A 16,607-nucleotide genomic window follows, 5' to 3' on the forward strand; every position below is an offset into this window, starting at 1 on the left:
CCCTCTGGTTCAGCTTTCGCCGCCGACAAGTTCGTAGGCGATGGTCTGCACGATCGGGCGCGCTTCCTCGACGGTCATGCCGGGACGAAGGCGGGGATCATACAGCATTTTCAGCATCAATTCGTCCTGCCGGGTCAGCAGCGCGAATTCCTCGTCGTCGTTGAAGATCGAGGGCCGCGCCGAGGGGCTGTCATTGGCCAGCCCCAGCCCCTGCGCCAGTTCCTCGTGCAGGCAGGACAGGCGCAGAAGGTCGGGATGTTCGGCCCGGATCACCGCGAAGGCGCGGGTGTAGATGCTGGTGGCATCGTCGGACAGCGCATAGACAAGGCAATAGGTCGACCGAGGCATGTCGGTGATGCCGGCGATCTCGGCCGGCGACAGGCCCGGAAGCGCCGCGCCGATGGCGGGGGCCAGCGTGCGACGTTCGTCCTCGGCGACGATATGCAGGAAGAAGTTGGGCGAGGTATCCGACAGCGCGACCGGATGGCCGGTGATCGCAGCCAGCCGCCCGAGATACGAGGCCACGCGCGCCCGGTCGGTTTCGCGCCGTTCCAGAGGGACCGAGGGGCCAAAGCTCAGCCCCACCCGCACCGGCCCCGCCCAGCGACGCAGCCGGCTTTCGGTCTCGCGTTGGGAAAAGCCGCCGTTGCCGCGGGCATATTCGTCGTAAAGCGCGATGCGGATGAAGTTTTCGGTCAGCATCCGGTCGTTGAACGGTGTGTCGCGGCCGCCGCCGTCGGTGCGCAACAGGCCCTGCGCCAGAAGGTCGGCCTGAATCCGGGCGTAATAGGCCCGCATCGCCTGCGCCTCGGGGCTTTCGGCCACGGGCCCTTGCAGGTCGTCGGGACGCGGCCGCGGGGCAAGCCCCGCTCGCGTGTCGGGCGCGGGCGGGGGGGTGCAGGCGGTCAGCGCCGCACAGGCGGCCAGTGCAAGGCCGCGCTTCAGACGATCAGTGAGGCGCGGACCCCGGTGCATGATGGCCTTTCCTCAGGGTCGGACGGCGGTGCCGGTGGTGTCGCCCGTGCCGGTGCGCCGGGCGCGGGCCGCGGCAAGCGTTTCGCGCAGTTCGGCCTCCATCCGTTTCAGTTCGACTTCGGCGGCGGCACGACGGGCGCGGCCTTCGTCAGCGATGGCAAGGCTTTCGTTGATCGTGGCGATCAGCGTGGCATTGGCCTGTTTCACCGCCTCGATGTCGAAGACGCCGCGTTCCATTTCCTGCCGGACGATCCTGTTGGCCTGCTGAAGGTTCTCGGCATTGGCAGTGAGCAGATCGTTGGTCAGGTCGGTCGCGCCGCGCACCGCCTCGGCCGCCTCGCGCGAGCGTTGGATGGTGACGGCCTGCGCCAGCTGCGTTTCCCACAGCGGCACGGTGTTCACCATCGTCGAGTTGATCCGTGTGACCAGCGCCTTGTCGTTTTCCTGCACCAGCCGGATCGAGGGCAGCGACTGCATCGTGACCTGCCGTGTCAGTTTCAGGTCATGCACCCGGCGTTCCAGATCGTCGCGCGCGGCCCGCAGGTCGCGCAGTTCCTGCGCTTTCAGCATCCGGTCGGCTTCGGGGGTGGCGGCGACCTCGGCTTCCTTGGCCGGGATCACCCGGCTGTCCAGATCGGCCAGCATCGCGTCGCCCGCCGCGATGTAAAGCGCCAGTTCGTCATAGAAATCCAGCGTGCGGGCATAAAGCAGGTCAAGCGCCTTGATGTCTTTCAGCAGCTTGTGTTCGTGGCTGAGAAGATCGGCGGTGATGCGGTCGATCTGCGACTGGATCTCTTCGAACCGGGCGACGAACCGGGCAAAGGGCGCGGCGCGGCCCATCAGGCGTTCCCACCAGCTTGCCTTGCGCCGCACGTCAAGCTCCGAGACCGAGAAGCCGCGGATGGTCGAGACGACCTCGCGCAGCGAATCGCCGGCGGGTCCGACATCCTTGTTCTTCACATCGGCCAGCATCTGCTGGCTGATGGTCTGAAGTTCCGCCTGCGCGGACGAGCCGAAGGCGATGATCGACTGGGTGTCGGCCAGATCAAGTTGCGCCATGCGGCGGCGGATTTCCTCGGCCTTGGCGGGCGGGGCCGAGGCCAGCGGCGTGATTTCGGGCATGGGGGCGGGCAGGGTGGTGCCGGTGACTTCCTGGACTTCGGGCAGGGTCTGGGCGGCTTCGCGACGGATGCTGTCGGTCATGGCAAAATCCCTTTGGGCTGAATGGAGGTCATCCGGCCACGCCGCGTCCGGCGTCTGCCTTTGGTATAGAAGCGCCCGGGGCGCTTCTCAATCATGCGCCGCAGGGCGGGACGTCCAAGGCGCGCATGGGTTGCAGTCCTGCCGCAGTCGGCGGCGGGATCGGTCAGGTTTCGCGCGCCAGACGGTCGCGCAGAACCTCGATCTCGATATCCAGTGCGGTGCGGTCGTTGGTCAGCAGCTTGCGGGTGCGGTCGGCAAAGCGGGTGCCCAGATCGTCAAGCAGGGCCTCGTAATCGGCGCGCACCTGCGGGTCGCGGCCGCGGTCGTAGATGTCGGTGAACTTCGCCGTCGCGTCACGGGCGCCCATCAGATAGACCGACAGATAGCGTCGCGCGGCCGTCAGGTCGCCCGGATCGGCCTCGACGCTGCGGAACAGGTCGCGTGCGGTGGCCGAGAAGGCGTCCACCCGCCGCGACAGTGCCGGGTCGCGCAGCCGCGCCACCGTCTCGCGCATTGCGGTCAGGTGGGTCTCGGCCTCGGCCACGGCGCGGGCGACGCGGTCGCTTTGGAAGCCGTCGACGCCGTCGGGCAGCTTGTCCTTCAGCGGATCGGGGCCGAAGGCCAGCAGGTGCAGACCCGCGCCCAGTGCCCCCCAGCCGGCGGCAAGGATCGGCCCGGCATCGCCCATCAGCCCGCCGGCAAACAGCCCTGCGCCGGTCAGGACAGAGGCCAGGATCTTGCGCGGGATCGCCGGGCGGCGGGCGATCGGGCGGGCGTCAAAGGCTTCTTCGGCGCGGATGCCTTCGCGCGTCAACCAGGCCGACAGAAGCAGCGCGCCGAAGGCCACAAAGCCGGGGATCACGCCCGAGGGCGGACCAAGCAAAGCGTTGGCGACAAACAGGAAGGGCAGGAAGAACAGGATATTCGACCGCCCGCCGGCACGGCTGCGGCGCTTGCGGTCCCACGGGTGGATGCTGCCGCGCTGGGTGGCCGGCCCACCCGAGGGCGCCGGATCGGTCGGGCGCGCGTTGGCCGGGCTGAAGCGCCCGCCGAACCGTTCGGCCATCAGGCGCCCCCCCCCCCTTGTGCGGCGACATAGAAGGTCAGGCCCAGAAGCAGCAGAAAGGCGAGTGTCCGCAGGCTTTTCACGCTCATGGGTGGTGCCCCTTCCGGTTGTCGTGCCCGGTCAATATAGGCGCGTGATGCGCCTGTTGCCAGTGAAACGGCCGAGATCCGGGTGGTTTCAGCGCCCACGCGGCCCGCCTTTCGGCTGTCGCGCGGGGCCTTGTCCGTCATTTTGCCCCGGAGGCTTCAGCGCCCGTGCAGCCTGCCTTCCGGCTGTCGTGCGGGGCCTTGGCCGTCATTGCCCCGGCGGGTTTCAGCGCCCGCGCGGCCCGCCTTTGGGGGGCGTCTTGCGCGGGCCCGGTGCCGTCCCCGCGCCCCGGCCCGAGGGTGCCCGCGCGCCCGGTGCCGTCTTTCCGGCGCCGCCGCCCCCCTGTGGGCGTGGCGGACGTGCGCCGGGTGCCGCGCCGGCTTTGCCGGCCGTCGGGCCCGCCGTCTTGCTGGCGCCGCCGCCCCCCTGCGGGCGTGGCGGACGCGCACCGGGTGTCGCGCCGGCTTTGCCGCCTGTTGGGGTTGCCGCCTTGACGGGGCGGCCCTTGTCGCGGGCGCGTGGGGCGGCGTCGATGGCCGTTTCTGGCAGTGCGGCACGCGGGGGCCTTGCGCCTTTGGGCGCGGCGGTGGGGCGGCGGCCGGTCTTTGCCGCGGTGCCGGTCTTGCCTGCGTCACCTTTCCGGGTGTCGGGGCGCGGCTCGGGGGTGGTCGCCTCGCCCAACTGGTCGCGCAGGACGCGGGGGCGGATTTCCTCGACCTCGCCGGGCTGAAGCTCGTTCAGGCGGAACGGGCCATAGCTGATGCGGATCAGCCGGTTCACCGTCAGGCCGATGGCCGACATCGCGCGGCGGATCTCGCGGTTGCGGCCCTCGCGCAGGCCGACGGTCAGCCAGGCATTGGCGCCCTGAACGCGGTCGAGGGTCACCGTCATCGGCTGGAAATTCTCGCCGTCCAAGGTGATGCCCTTGCGCAGCGGCTCGAGGTCGGGGTCGGTGGGGTTGCCCTTCACCCGGACGCGATACTTGCGCAGCCAGCCGGTCGAGGGCAGTTCCAGCCGCCGCTTCAGCTCGCCATCGTTGGTCAAGAGCAAGAGCCCTTCGGAGTTGAGGTCGAGCCGGCCCACCGGCATGACGCGGGGCAGCCCTTCGGGCAGGTGGTCGAACACGGTATCGCGGCCCTTTTCGTCCGAGGCCGAGGTCACCAGCCCCTCGGGCTTGTAGTAGAGCCAGAGCCGGGCCGGTTCGGGCGGGGCGAGCGGTTGGCCGTCGACGGTGATGCGGTCGGCGGGGGTCACGTTCAGCGCCGGACTGTCGATGGTGCGCCCGTTGACCGCGATGCGGCCGAGTTCGATCATCCGTTCGGCATCCCGGCGCGAGGCGATGCCCGCGCGGGAGAGAACCTTGGCGATGCGCTCGCCGTCTTTGGTATCGGTCATGGAGGGGTCCCGGATTGAGGGCGTTCCGAAAGGCGGAACCCCCGGGGGCCTTCCGCCCCCGGACCCCCTGAGGATATTTGTGCCAGAATGAAAGGGCAAGGCGCGGCGCTTGCGAAGGGATGTGTGGGTTGTCCGCCCGGACGCGGCGCTTGCGCGGGGGGACGTGCCGGGGCAGGAGGGGGGATGGGGTTGTTTCGCAATCATATGGCGGAGGCGCTGGCCGAGGCGCGGGCGGCCGGAGCGCGCGGTGAGGTTCCGGTAGGGGCTGTTGTCGTGGATGCGGGGGGGCGCGTGCTGGCGCGGGCGGGGAACCGTTGTCGAGAGTGGCGCGATCCGACGGCCCATGCCGAGATGCTGGCGATCCGTGCGGCCTGCGCGGTTCTGGGCGAGCGGCTGGTGGGGTGCGATCTTTATGTGACGCTGGAGCCCTGTCCGATGTGTGCGGCCGCGATTGCGGCGGCGCGGGTGGCGCGGCTTTATTATGGCGCCTCGGATCCGAAGTCGGGGGGGGTGGAGCGGGGGGCGCGGGTCTTTTCGCACCCCCAGTGTCATCATGTGCCCGAGGTTTATGACGGGATCGGCGAGGCCGAGGCTGCGGCGCTGTTGCGCGGGTTTTTTGCCGCCCGGCGTTAGCGGGGGGCGATCTCGATCGGGGTCAGGACTTCGGGTTCGATGATCTCGGTTCCGGGAAGGCCGTCGCGGAGGGGCTGGGCATCCTGTTCGAGCAGCGGGAAGGTGCGGTAGTGGCAGGGGATCACGGTTCGGAAGTTGAAGTACTTTCGGGCCGCGAAGGCTGCGCGCCGCATGTCCATGGTGAAATGGCCTCCCGCGGCAAGGATGCCGATATCGGGGCGGTGGTATTCGCCCATCCAGCCCATGTCGGCCATGATGTCAGTATCGCCCGACAGATAGATCGTGTGGCCCTCGCCCGCGATCATGTAGCCTGATTCGGTTCCGGTGTAGATCGGGCCGGCCTTGTCCGCGATCGAGGAGGAGTGGCTGGCGTTCACCATCGTGATTTTCGCCCCGCCGAGGGTGACGGTGCCGCCCTTGTTGAAGCCCAGGCCGTCGATGCCGTGGGCCTGTTGCCACCAGGTCACCAGATCGTAGATGCCGACGACCGGGATCGCGAGATCGCGCGCGATGGCGAGTGTGTCGCCGGAATGGTCGCCGTGGCCGTGGGTGAGAAGGATGTGGGTGGCGCCGGAGATCGCCTCGGGGCGGCGATCGGCGGGGAACATCGGGTTGCCTGTCAGCCAGGGGTCGACGAGCAGCACCGCCTGTTCGATCTGGATGCGGAAGCCGGAATGGCCAAGCCAGGTGATCTTCATGGAAGCTCCGGGTGACGGTTTCGGGTGTGGTGCAGTTTATGGCACTTCGGCCGCAAGGAAATGGGTGTTGGCGCCGCCGGGGCGCTGGCGGCTTGCAGCGGCAGGGCGGCCTCGTTAAACGGGGCGAAACGGCAAGCGGAGAAGACCATGTCGATCGACATCGAGACCGCGCGGCGGGTGGCGCATCTCGCGCGGATCCGCGTGGATGAGGCGGACCTGCCGGCGCTGGCGGGCGAACTTTCGGGCATCCTGTCCTTCATGGAGCAGTTGAACGAAGTGGATGTGACGGGCATCGAGCCGATGACCAGCGTCACGCCGATGCGGCTGAAGCGCCGCGAGGACGTGGTGACGGATGGCAACATGCAACAGCAGGTGCTGTCCAACGCGCCCGACGCGCGCGAGGGCTTTTTCGCCGTGCCGAAGGTGGTGGAATGAACGCGAACGAACTGACGATTGCCGGGGCGCGCGACGCGCTGGCGAAGGGTGAGCTGTCGGCGGTCGATCTGACCATGGCCTGTCTGGCCGCGATGGATGCCGGCACGCCGCTGAATGCCTTTGTGCATCTGACGCCGGATATCGCGTTGGAGCAGGCGCGGGCGGCCGATGGCCGGCGGGGCGCCGATGCGCCGGCGCTGAACGGCATCCCGCTGGGGATCAAGGATCTGTTCTGCACCAAGGGTGTGCCGTCGCAGGCGGCCTCGAACATCCTGAAAGGGTTCCGGCCCGAGTATGAATCGACCGTGACCGCAAAGCTGTTCGGGGCGGGTGCGGTGATGCTTGGCAAGCTGAACATGGACGAATTCGCCATGGGTTCGTCGAACGAGACCTCGTGCTATGGCGATGCGGTGAACCCTTGGAAGGTTGATGACCGCAAGCTGACGCCGGGGGGCTCGTCGGGCGGTTCCGCCGCGGCGGTGGCGGCGGATCTGTGTCTGGGCGCGACGGGGACGGATACCGGCGGCTCGATCCGGCAGCCTGCGGCTTTCACCGGCATCGTGGGGATCAAGCCGACCTATGGCCGGGTGTCGCGCTGGGGCGTGGTGGCCTTTGCCTCGTCGCTGGATCAGGCCGGACCGATGACCAAGACGGTGCGCGATGCCGCGATCATGCTGGGGGCGATGTCGGGGCATGACCCGAAGGATTCGACCAGCGCCGACCTTGCAGTGCCGGATTTCGAAGCCGCGCTGACCGGCGACATCCGGGGCCGGAAGATCGGTATTCCGCGCGAATACCGCATGGACGGCATGCCGGCCGAGATCGAGGCGCTGTGGACCCGTGGCGCCGAGATGCTGAAGGATGCCGGCGCCGAGATCGTCGACATCAGCCTGCCGCATACGAAATACGCGCTGCCGGCCTATTATGTCATTGCGCCGGCGGAAGCGTCGTCGAACCTCGCGCGGTATGATGGTGTGCGCTATGGCCACCGGGCCAAGCTGGGGCAGGGCGATGGCATCGTCGACATGTATGAAAAGACCCGCGCCGAAGGCTTTGGCAAGGAAGTCCAGCGCCGGGTGATGATCGGCACCTATGTGCTGTCGGCGGGGTTCTATGACGCCTATTACAACCGTGCGCGCCGCGTGCGGGCGCTGATCAAGCGCGACTTCGATCTTGTGTTTGCGGACGGGATCGACGCGATCCTGACACCTGCCACGCCGTCCTCGGCCTTTGGGCTGGGCGAGATGGCCAGTGCCGACCCGGTCGAGATGTATCTGAACGACGTCTTTACCGTGACGGTGAACCTGGCCGGTCTGCCGGGGGTGTCGGTTCCGGTGGCGCTGGATGCCAAGGGGCTGCCGATGGGGCTGCAACTGATCGGGCGGCCCTGGGACGAGGCGGGTCTGCTGAATCACGCCCATGTGCTTGAACGGGCGGCGGGCTTTGTGGCCAAGCCGCAGAAATGGTGGTAAGGGCGCCCTGTCCATGCCTTTCGGGATTGAAGTGATGCGCGTTCCTGCCGGTCTGCTGCTTGTTCTTGCCACTGCCGCCTGCCAGCCGGCGGTGCCCGATCAGGGCGTGGGATTCGAGAGCTATTCCAGCTACATGAACCGTCGCGAGGCCGAACTTGCGGGCGCCGGGGGTGCCCTGCCGCCGGCCCCGCCGATGGCGCAGGCCGCGGTGGCGCCGCAGTTCTCGACCGAGATCATCGGCTCGGCCATCGATGCGGCCGAGGCAGGGCCCTCGGCGCCGGTCGTTGCCGGGCCGTCGCTTTATGCCGCGACCGATCCGAACCTGCCGGCAACGCGCCCGCGCGGCAACGAGCCTGCCGGGATTCAGGCACAGTCCGGGGAAGTGGCGGTGATCGTCGGCGGCCATGCCAGCATCTCGGATGAGAACGATTTCAATGCCGTCTCGGCCCGGCGCACCCGCGAAAGCGATGCCGAACTGATCGCGCAGAACCGCGCCAATTACACCGTGATCCCGCCGCAGCCGCTGCCGCAGCGTCACGGCGACGAGGGGCCGAACATCGTGCAATTCGCGCTGTCCACCAGCCATATGCCGGGGACGCAGATGTTCAAACGCTCGTCCCTGCGGCTGAAGGATCCGGCGTCGGTCTGTGCGCAATATGGCTCTCCCGATCTGGCGCAACAGGCGTTTCTGGCCGCCGGCGGCCCGGATCGCGACCGCAAGGGGCTGGACCCGGATGGCGACGGCTTTGCCTGCGGCTGGGATCCGCGGCCGTTCCGCGCCGTCCGCTGACGGGTGAGCCTGTCACCGAATTGCGGGCCGCGGCGCGATGGGGCGCGGCCCGATCTGGTGGTGATTCATTACACCGGGATGAGCAGCCATCACGCCGCGCTTGAGCGGTTGTGCGATCCAGCGGCCGAAGTCTCGGCGCATTGGCTGATTTCCGAGACCGGCGACACGCTGGCGCTGGTGCCCGAGGATCTGCGCGCCTGGCATGCCGGGGCCGGGGCCTGGGGCGCGGTCCGCGACGTGAACTCGCGCTCGATCGGGATCGAACTGGCCAATCCGGGCGACCGGCCCTTCCCCGAGCCGCAGATCGCCGCGCTGGAGCGGCTGCTGGCAGACATCCTTGCGCGCTGGGCGATCCCGCCCGAGCGGGTGATCGCCCATTCCGACATGGCGCCCGGGCGCAAGATCGATCCGGGGCCGCGGTTTGACTGGCGACGGCTGGCGTTGGGGGGGCTGTCGGTCTGGCCCGAGGTGAGCGAGGGCGCTGAGAGGGGAAATCGCGGCAACGCTGAGGATCGGGAGGCGGGGGCCGCGTTCCATGCAGCGGTGCGGGATTTCGGCTATCCCGATCTGGCGCCCGATCTGGTGCTGACGGCGTTCCGGCTGCGGTTCCGCCCCTGGGCGCGCGGGCCGGTTCAGGCGGCCGATGCGGCGCTGGCGGCCGATCTGGCGCGGCGCTTCCCGGTTGACGGGGCGGGGACGGCGGCGTAATCCACCCCTTGTGCGGGTGGCCGGATGACCGCGTGCCTTCGGGCGCGAGGAAAGTCCGGACTCCATGAGACAAGGGTGCCGGGTAACGCCCGGCCGGGGCAACCCGAGGGAAAGCGCCACAGAGAAGAGACCGCCCCACCGGCCGCAAGGCCCGGGGCAAGGGTGAAACGGTGGGGTAAAAGCCCACCGCGGGACTGGCAACAGAACCGGCACGGCAAGCCCCACCCGGAGCAATGCCGAATAGGGGTTCCGCGCGGGGCTGATCCTTTCGGGGATATCGACGCAGGGAAGTCTCAGCCCGAGGAACCCGGGTTGGCAGCTTGATCCCGTCGGCAACGGCGGGACCAGAGGAATGGTCATCGAAGGGGGCGACCCCGGAACAAAATCCGGCTTACAGGCTGCCCGCACGCTGTCTGACATCGGGAGAGTCCCTGCGCGGCCGACGAGGCGCGGGGAGAGCGCGCCGGGGGCTTTGCGCCCCCGGACCCCCGCAGGATATTCCTGCCAGAATGAAAGAACGGGTGGGGAGGCGTGTGTTCCGGCTTGCCTCTGGCCCGGCGATTTCTGCCCGAGTGAAAGACTGTGCAGGGGGCCTGATTTGGGGCTAGCCGTAGGTGCGGCGGTCTTCGATCACCTTGCCGTCGTTGGGAAGGGTGCCGGGGGTGACGATCTCGATCCGGCCGCGCAGTTTCAGGGCTTCGAGGACGGAGGCTTCGTAGACCGCCGGGTTGGTGGCACGGCTTTCGATCTGGACCGTCATTGCGTCCATCTCGCCTTCGCGGGTGGCGATGACGCGGGCGCGGCTGACCTCGGAATGGCGGGCGACGAGGTCGGCCACCTGTTCGGGGCGCACGAACATCCCCTTGATCTTGGTGGTCTGGTCGGCGCGGCCCATCCAGCCGCGGATGCGGCGGTTGGTGCGGCCGCATGGACTTTCGCCCGGCAGCAGGGCCGAAAGATCGCCGGTGGCGAAGCGCACCAGCGGGTAGTCGCGGTTGAAGGTGGTGACCACGACTTCGCCCACCTCGCCTTCCGGCACCGGGTCGCCGGTGCCGGGGCGGACGATTTCGACGATCACGCCTTCGTCGAGGATCATGCCGTCCTGGGCCGGGCTTTCATAGGCGATGTTGCCGAGGTCCGCGGTGGCGTAGCATTGCAGGCAGAGGATGCCGCGGTCGGCGTATTCCTTGCGCAGCGAGGGGAAAAGGGCGCCGCCGCCCACCGCCGCGCGGGTGATGTGCAGTCTTTCGCCCAGTTCATCGGCGCGATCGAGGATGATCTTGAGGTAATCGGGGGTGCCGGCATAGGCGGTGGAGCCGATGTCGACCGCGGCGCGGACCTGAAGATCGGTCTGGCCGGTTCCGGCGGGCAGGACGCGGGCGCCGACGGCGCGGGCGCCGGATTCGAAGATCATGCCGGCGGGGGTCAGGTGATAGCCGAAGCAGTTCTGCACGATATCGGCAGGGCCGATGCCGCAGGCGTGCAGGAAGCGGCCCATGCGCCACCAGTCGGGTGTTGTCCGGCCGATTTCGTAGATCGGGCCGGGCGACTGGAAGATGTGTTCGAAGGCGCCGCCCTCCGGGGTGAAGCCGCCGAGGGGGGGATGGGCCTTCTGCGCGGCCGACAGGTCGGCCTTGCGGATCACCGGCAGGCGCGCCAGCGCGTCGAGTGTGGTGATCGCGGCCGGATCGAAACCGGCCAGCGTTTCGCGCAGTGCCGGTGTGGTGCGGGCGTGGGCGATCAGCCGGGGCAGATTGCGTGCCAGTGAGGCGGCGCGTTCATCGGCCGAGCGGGTTTCGAGATCGTCGAAATGGGTCATCGGCGCATCCCCCCTAGGCAAGCCACCGTTTCCGGCGGCGGTAAGAGCGCACGTCACGGAACGACTTCCGGCCTTTGTCGGACATGCCAAGGTAGAACTCTTTGACGTCGGGGTTCTCGCGCAGTTCCTGGGCGGTGCCTTCCATCACCACGCGGCCGCTTTCAAGAATATAGCCCGTGTGGGCATAGCGCAGCGCCACGTTGGTGTTCTGTTCGGCCAGCAGGAAGGTCACGCCTTCGGCTTCGTTCACCGCCTTCACGATCTGGAAGATCTGTTCCACCAGTTGCGGCGCAAGGCCCATCGAGGGTTCGTCCAGCAGGATCATCTCGGGGCGGCTCATCAGGGCGCGGCCCATGGCGACCATCTGCTGTTCGCCCCCCGAGGTGTAACCGGCCTGGCTTTTGCGCCGTTCGCGCAGGCGCGGGAAATAGGTGTAGACCATTTCAAGGTCGTCCATGATCGCCGCCCGGCCATCGCTGCGGGTATAGGCGCCGGTCAGCAGGTTCTCCTCGACCGTCAGATGTTCGAAACAGTGGCGGCCCTCCATCACCTGGATCACGCCGCGTTTCACCAGCGCCGCGGGGTCCAGATCCTGAATCCGTTCGCCGCGGTAGAGGATCGAGCCTTTCGTCACCTCGCCGCGTTCCGAATGCAACAGGTTCGAGACCGCCTTCAGCGTCGTGGTCTTGCCCGCGCCGTTGCCGCCCAGAAGGGCCGTGATCCCGCCCTTGGGCACCGAGAGGCTGACCCCCTTCAGGACGAGGATGACGTGGTTGTAGATGACCTCGATGTTGTTGACCTCGAGAAGGGTCTCGGTCGCGGCTTGGGCGGGTTCGTCGAACATGGGCGTTGCCTCGGCGGGGAAGGGGAGGCCCCGCAGAGCCCCCCGTGTGACGTGGATGGCGAAGCCCCGAAGGGCTTCGCGGTCGTCGTCAGTTGCAGCGTTGGGTCAGGCCGGCTTCGGCGGCATAGGCGGCGGAATCCTCGGCCACCAGCGGGGCCAGAACCTCGTCATCCGGCGAGATCCAGTCCGAGATCAGCGTCCATTTCTGCGCGGTCGCATCCCATTGCTGAAGCCGCGCCATGCCCGGGCCGCCGTGATCCTCGCACGAGGCGGCGAAGGGCTGGCCGAAGTCGGGCAGGCCCAGTTCGGCCATGCGGGCTTCGGTGATTTCCAGCGCCTCGAAGCCGTCGCGCACCTGTGCCGCGTTCACCGCCGACGTGCCGGCCAGTTCCTGCGCCTTGCGGATCGCCTCGGCGATGACCATCGCGGCATACATCCCGCGCGAATAAAGCACGGTTCCCGCGTTCGATCCGTCGCCTGCCGCCTTGCCCGCGTCATGGACATATTGCTTCAGGTCGGCATAGACCGGGTAATCGGCGCCCACGCCGTGCATGGTCAGCGATTTGTAGCCATGCGCGCCCGCGCCTGCGGCTTGCACGTCATTTTCGGACCCCGACCACCAGATGCCGATGAAATTCTCCATCGGGAAGCGGATGTTGGCGGCTTCCTGGATCGCGACCGAGTTCATCACGCCCCAGCCGTAGAAAATGACGAAATCGGGCTTTTCGCGGCGCACTTGCAGCCACTGGCTTTTCTGTTCCTGGCCGGGGCTGTCGATCGGCAGCGTGGACAGCGTGAAGCCATGCTTCTTCGACAGTTCTTCCAGCGTGCGGATCGGTTCCTTGCCATAGGCCGAGTTGTGGTAAAGCAGCGCGATCTTCTTGCCGTCAAGGCTGCCGCCGTTCTGGTCCAGCAGGTATTTCACCGCGACCGAGGCGCCGTCCCAGTAGTTCGCGGGATAGTTGAACACCCATTCGAACACCTTGCCATTGGCGGCCGAGGTGCGGCCGTAGCCGGGGGTGTAAAGCGTGATGCCGTCGGCCTGCATCTTGGGGATCAGCTGATAGGTGATGCCGGTGGACAGCGGGTTGTAGACCAGCGCACCCATGCCCTTGGTGGCCTCGTAGCATTCCACGCCTTTTTCGGTGTTATAGGCGGTTTCACATTCCGGGGTCTGGACCTTCTCGCCGCCGATGCCGCCATCGCGTTCGTTCAGCAGGGTGAAATAGTCCTGAAAGCCGTCGGCATAGGGGATGCCACCGGCCGCGAACGGACCCGTGCGGTAGCTGAGGTTCGGCACGACCAGATCGGCCTGCGCGGCGCCCGCGGTGCCGGCCGCGATGGCGGCGGCGGCGAGCAGGGTGAAACTTTTTCTCATGGTGTCTCTCCTCCCGTTGGTGTCTTGCCGGTTCTGCCCGGCGTCTTTCCGGTCCGCCCCGCCTCAGTGCGGGAAGGGCCACAGTCGCAGTTTCTCTTTCAGCACGCGCCACAGCTGTGCCAGCCCGTGCGGCTCGACGATGAGGAAGGCGATGATAAGGCCGCCCACGATCATCAACTCGATGTGCGCCGCGAGGTCCGAGGGCCAGCCGAGCGCCCCCACCAGCACGTTCTTCAGGAACACCGGCAGCAGGACGAGGAAGGCCGCGCCGGCAAAGCTGCCGAAGATGCTGCCAAGGCCGCCGATGATGATCATGAACAGGATCAGGAAGGACTTCTGGATGCCGAACGCCTCGCCCACCTCGGCCGCGCCAAGGTAGACCGCGAAGAACAGCGCCCCGGCGATGCCGATGAAGAAGGACGAGACGGCAAAGGCCGACAGTTTCGTGGTCAGCGGGTTCACCCCGATGATCTCGGCCGCGATGTCCATATCGCGGATCGCCATCCACTTGCGCCCGATGGTGCCGCGGGTCAGGTTCCGCGCGATCCAGGCCAGCACGAACAGGAACACCGCACAGATCAGATACTTGGCCCATGCGGGGGTGTTGGCGCCGGTGACGGCGATGCCCAGCACCGTGCGTTCGGGCGCCGTGATCTGCCCCGAGGCCGAGTAGTTGTAAAACCACGGCACCTTGTTGAACAGCCACACAAGGAAGAACTGCGCCGCCAGCGTGGCCACGGCCAGATAGAAGCCCTTGATCCGCAAGCTGGGCAGGCCGAACAGCACCCCCACCGCCGCGGTGATCCCGCCGGCCAGGATCACATGGATCACGACCGAGACTTCGGGAAAGGCGGTCATCAGCTTGTAGACCGCATAGGCGCCCACCGCCATGAAGCCGCCGGTGCCAAGGCTGACCTGCCCGCAAAAGCCGGTCAGGATGTTCAGCCCGATGGCGGCGATGGCATAGATCAGGAACGGCACCACCACCGCATTGGCCCAGTAGTCGTTGATGACGAAGGGCAGGATGGCAAAGCCCACCACCAGCGCGACCTGATACCACAGCCGGTCCCACCAGATCGGAAAGGTCTGGCTGTCCTGTGCGTAGCTTGTCTTGAATTCGCCCGCTTCACGGTAAAGCATGGATCAGACCCTCTCGATGATGCGTTCGCCGAACAGGCCCTGCGGCCGGAAGACAAGGAACAAAAGCGCCAGCACATAGGCGAACCAGTTCTCGGTCGCGCCGCCGATCAGGGGGCCGGCAAAGAATTCGAACAGTTTCTCGCCCATGCCGATGATCAGCCCGCCGACGATGGCGCCCGGGATCGAGGTGAAGCCGCCCAGCATCAAGACCGGCAGCGCCTTCAGCGCGATCAGGCTGAGCGAGAACTGCACCCCCGATTTCGCGCCCCACATGATGCCGGCGATCAGGGCGACAAAGCCTGCGATCGACCAGACCAGCACCCAGACGAACCGCAGCGAGATGCCGACCGACAGCGCCGCCTGATGGTCGTCGGCGACGGCGCGCAGCGCACGGCCGTATTTGGTGTATTGCGAGAACAGCGTCAGCGCCGCGACCAGCGCCGCCGCGACCAGCGCCGCCACGATGTCAAGCTTGTCGATGAAGAAGCCGTAGCCCAGCCAGTTGGCGGTCACGGTTTCGACGGTTTCGGAAATGCCCTGCGGCAGGCCCACATCCAGCGTCTTGATGTCGGCACCCCACATCACGTCGCCCAGACCTTCCAGGAAATAGGCCAGGCCGATGGTGGCCATGAACAGGATGATCGGCTCCTGGTTGATCAGGTGCTTCAGCACCAGCCGTTCGATCAGCCAGGCAACGCCCACCATCACCAGCGCGGTCAGCGCGATCGCCACAACCGCAGGCAGCGTCCAGCCGAAGTGGTGCAGGTTGGTGCCGAAGGCCGCATTGATGACGTGGGCGAACGGGATCTGGCCGTTCTGCAACCCCACCAGCGTCAGCGCGGCAAACAGCGCCAGCACCCCCTGCGCATAGTTGAAGATGCCGGATGCCTTGAAGATCAGCACGAAACCCAGCGCCACAAGCGCATACATCACCCCGGCCATCAGGCCGTTCAGCGTGACCTCCATGGCAAAGACAAGCTGGTCAGGCAGCATCGGACGCCTCCTCGGGACGGGTGGTGCGACCGTCGCGGGGACGGCCTGGAAACTCTGCGAAACAGCCGGCGCCGGCGGGTCCGCCCAAGTGATCGGGCAACAGGCAGGGTCGCGGCATGGCGATCAGGTCGCCGGGGCGCGGGGGGGTGTCAGTCATGCTGCACCCCCAGATAGGCATCGATCACGGCCTGATTGCTGCGCACCTCGTCGGGGGTGCCGTCACCGATCTTCTTGCCGTAGTCCATCACCACAACGCGGTCGGACAGGTCCATCACCACGCCCATGTCATGTTCGATCAGACAGATGGTGGTGCCAAATTCGTCATTGGTATCAAGGATGAAGCGGCTCATGTCCTCTTTCTCCTCGACGTTCATGCCGGCCATCGGCTCGTCCAGCAGCAGCAGTTTGGGCTCGGTCGCCAAGGCGCGGGCCAGTTCCACCCGCTTCTTCAGGCCATAGGGCAGGCGGCCCACCGGCGTCTTGCGGATGTGCTGGATTTCCAGAAAGTCGATGATCTTTTCGACCTTGGCGCGGTGTTCCACTTCCTCGGCCTGCGCGCGGCCCCACCACAGCGCCTGTTGCCACAGCCCGGTCTTCATCAGCGTCAGCCGCCCGGTCATGATGTTGTCCAGAACGCTCATGCCTTCGAACAGGGCGATGTTCTGGAAGGTGCGGGCGATGCCCTGCTGGGCCACCTCATAGGGCTTCATCTGGGGCCGGCGGCGCCCCCTGAACCAGACCTCGCCTTCCTGCGGGACGTAAAAGCCGGAAATCACGTTCAGCATCGAGGATTTGCCGGCACCGTTCGGGCCGATGATCGCGCGGATCTCGCCCTCGCGGATATCGAAGCTGATGTCGGTGATCGCTTTCACGCCGCCAAAGCGCAGGGTGATGTTCTTCATCTCCATCAGCACGCCGCCGATACGGGGGGCGTCGGCTTCGGGGCCGTCCATTCGTGCAACATCCATCGC

At 67.2% G+C, this 16,607-nt stretch carries 16 protein-coding genes and 1 other RNA gene; 6 read left to right on the top strand and 11 right to left on the bottom strand.

Annotation, left to right across the window (positions count from 1 at the left end):
• Positions 1–9: 9 nt before the first annotated feature.
• The 4 genes from CRO07_RS00510 to CRO07_RS00530 form a co-directional block, all read right to left on the bottom strand.
• A complete protein-coding gene (locus CRO07_RS00510; RefSeq protein ID WP_097028737.1) occupies positions 10–975 on the bottom strand; it encodes a DUF2927 domain-containing protein in 966 nt (321 codons plus the stop codon).
• Between the two features lie 12 nt (positions 976–987).
• Positions 988–2,178: a toxic anion resistance protein gene (locus tag CRO07_RS00515; RefSeq protein WP_097028738.1), complete on the bottom strand. Its 1,191-nt coding sequence runs from the start codon at positions 2,176–2,178 to the stop codon at positions 988–990.
• A 163-nt stretch (positions 2,179–2,341) separates the two neighbouring features.
• On the bottom strand, positions 2,342–3,244 hold the full coding sequence (locus tag CRO07_RS00520; RefSeq protein WP_097028739.1) for a 5-bromo-4-chloroindolyl phosphate hydrolysis family protein: 903 nt from the start codon (positions 3,242–3,244) through the stop codon (positions 2,342–2,344).
• Positions 3,245–3,556: 312 nt separating this feature from the next.
• On the bottom strand, positions 3,557–4,726 hold the full coding sequence (locus CRO07_RS00530; protein ID WP_097028741.1) for a pseudouridine synthase: 1,170 nt from the start codon (positions 4,724–4,726) through the stop codon (positions 3,557–3,559).
• Positions 4,727–4,909: 183 nt separating this feature from the next.
• Here CRO07_RS00530 and CRO07_RS00535 point away from each other — a divergent pair, with 183 nt between their 5' ends.
• Positions 4,910–5,359: a nucleoside deaminase gene (locus tag CRO07_RS00535; RefSeq protein WP_097028742.1), complete on the top strand. Its 450-nt coding sequence runs from the start codon at positions 4,910–4,912 to the stop codon at positions 5,357–5,359.
• On the opposite strand, the gene CRO07_RS00540 is transcribed toward CRO07_RS00535, so the two are convergent.
• Positions 5,356–6,057: a metal-dependent hydrolase gene (locus tag CRO07_RS00540; RefSeq protein ID WP_097028743.1), complete on the bottom strand. Its 702-nt coding sequence runs from the start codon at positions 6,055–6,057 to the stop codon at positions 5,356–5,358. The two genes, CRO07_RS00535 and CRO07_RS00540, sit on opposite strands and share 4 nt — an antisense overlap.
• Before the next feature lie 147 nt (positions 6,058–6,204).
• On the opposite strand from CRO07_RS00540, the gene gatC reads away from it, so the two are divergent.
• The 5 genes from gatC to rnpB all read left to right on the top strand — a co-directional run bounded on the left by gatC (position 6,205) and on the right by rnpB (position 9,872).
• Positions 6,205–6,492, top strand: coding sequence for an Asp-tRNA(Asn)/Glu-tRNA(Gln) amidotransferase subunit GatC (gene gatC, locus CRO07_RS00545; RefSeq protein ID WP_097029024.1), 288 nt, complete (start codon positions 6,205–6,207; stop codon positions 6,490–6,492).
• On the top strand, positions 6,489–7,964 hold the full coding sequence (gene gatA, locus CRO07_RS00550) for an Asp-tRNA(Asn)/Glu-tRNA(Gln) amidotransferase subunit GatA (RefSeq protein ID WP_097028744.1): 1,476 nt from the start codon (positions 6,489–6,491) through the stop codon (positions 7,962–7,964). Before gatC ends, gatA begins: the two co-directional genes overlap by 4 nt.
• A gap of 34 nt (positions 7,965–7,998) precedes the next feature.
• Positions 7,999–8,754, top strand: a complete 756-nt coding sequence (locus tag CRO07_RS00555) for a hypothetical protein (protein WP_097029025.1) — start codon at positions 7,999–8,001, stop codon at positions 8,752–8,754.
• Between the two features lie 3 nt (positions 8,755–8,757).
• Positions 8,758–9,462: an N-acetylmuramoyl-L-alanine amidase gene (locus CRO07_RS00560; protein WP_097028745.1), complete on the top strand. Its 705-nt coding sequence runs from the start codon at positions 8,758–8,760 to the stop codon at positions 9,460–9,462.
• A gap of 12 nt (positions 9,463–9,474) precedes the next feature.
• An RNA gene (gene rnpB / locus CRO07_RS00565) (RNase P RNA component class A) lies at positions 9,475–9,872 on the top strand.
• A gap of 194 nt (positions 9,873–10,066) precedes the next feature.
• Here rnpB and CRO07_RS00570 read toward each other — a convergent pair.
• The 6 genes from CRO07_RS00570 to CRO07_RS00595 all read right to left on the bottom strand — a co-directional run bounded on the left by CRO07_RS00570 (position 10,067) and on the right by CRO07_RS00595 (position 16,604).
• Positions 10,067–11,281 (bottom strand): phenylacetate--CoA ligase family protein, encoded by a 1,215-nt coding sequence (locus CRO07_RS00570; RefSeq protein WP_097028746.1) that lies wholly within the window; start codon positions 11,279–11,281, stop codon positions 10,067–10,069.
• 13 nt (positions 11,282–11,294) lie between these two features.
• Positions 11,295–12,125 carry an ABC transporter ATP-binding protein gene (locus CRO07_RS00575; protein WP_097028747.1) on the bottom strand — a complete coding sequence of 277 codons (831 nt, stop codon included), beginning with the start codon at positions 12,123–12,125 and terminating at the stop codon, positions 11,295–11,297.
• Positions 12,126–12,213: 88 nt separating this feature from the next.
• Positions 12,214–13,503 (bottom strand): ABC transporter substrate-binding protein, encoded by a 1,290-nt coding sequence (locus CRO07_RS00580; RefSeq protein ID WP_097028748.1) that lies wholly within the window; start codon positions 13,501–13,503, stop codon positions 12,214–12,216.
• A gap of 63 nt (positions 13,504–13,566) precedes the next feature.
• Positions 13,567–14,643 (bottom strand): branched-chain amino acid ABC transporter permease, encoded by a 1,077-nt coding sequence (locus CRO07_RS00585; protein ID WP_097028749.1) that lies wholly within the window; start codon positions 14,641–14,643, stop codon positions 13,567–13,569.
• A gap of 3 nt (positions 14,644–14,646) precedes the next feature.
• Entirely contained in the window at positions 14,647–15,636 is a 990-nt protein-coding gene (locus CRO07_RS00590; RefSeq protein WP_097028750.1) for a branched-chain amino acid ABC transporter permease, read from the bottom strand.
• Positions 15,637–15,785: 149 nt separating this feature from the next.
• Positions 15,786–16,604, bottom strand: a complete 819-nt coding sequence (locus CRO07_RS00595) for an ABC transporter ATP-binding protein (RefSeq protein ID WP_097029026.1) — start codon at positions 16,602–16,604, stop codon at positions 15,786–15,788.
• Positions 16,605–16,607 lie beyond the last annotated feature (3 nt).

The sequence above is a fragment of the Cereibacter ovatus genome, assembly GCF_900207575.1.
GTDB classification, from domain to species: domain Bacteria; phylum Pseudomonadota; class Alphaproteobacteria; order Rhodobacterales; family Rhodobacteraceae; genus Cereibacter_A; species Cereibacter_A ovatus.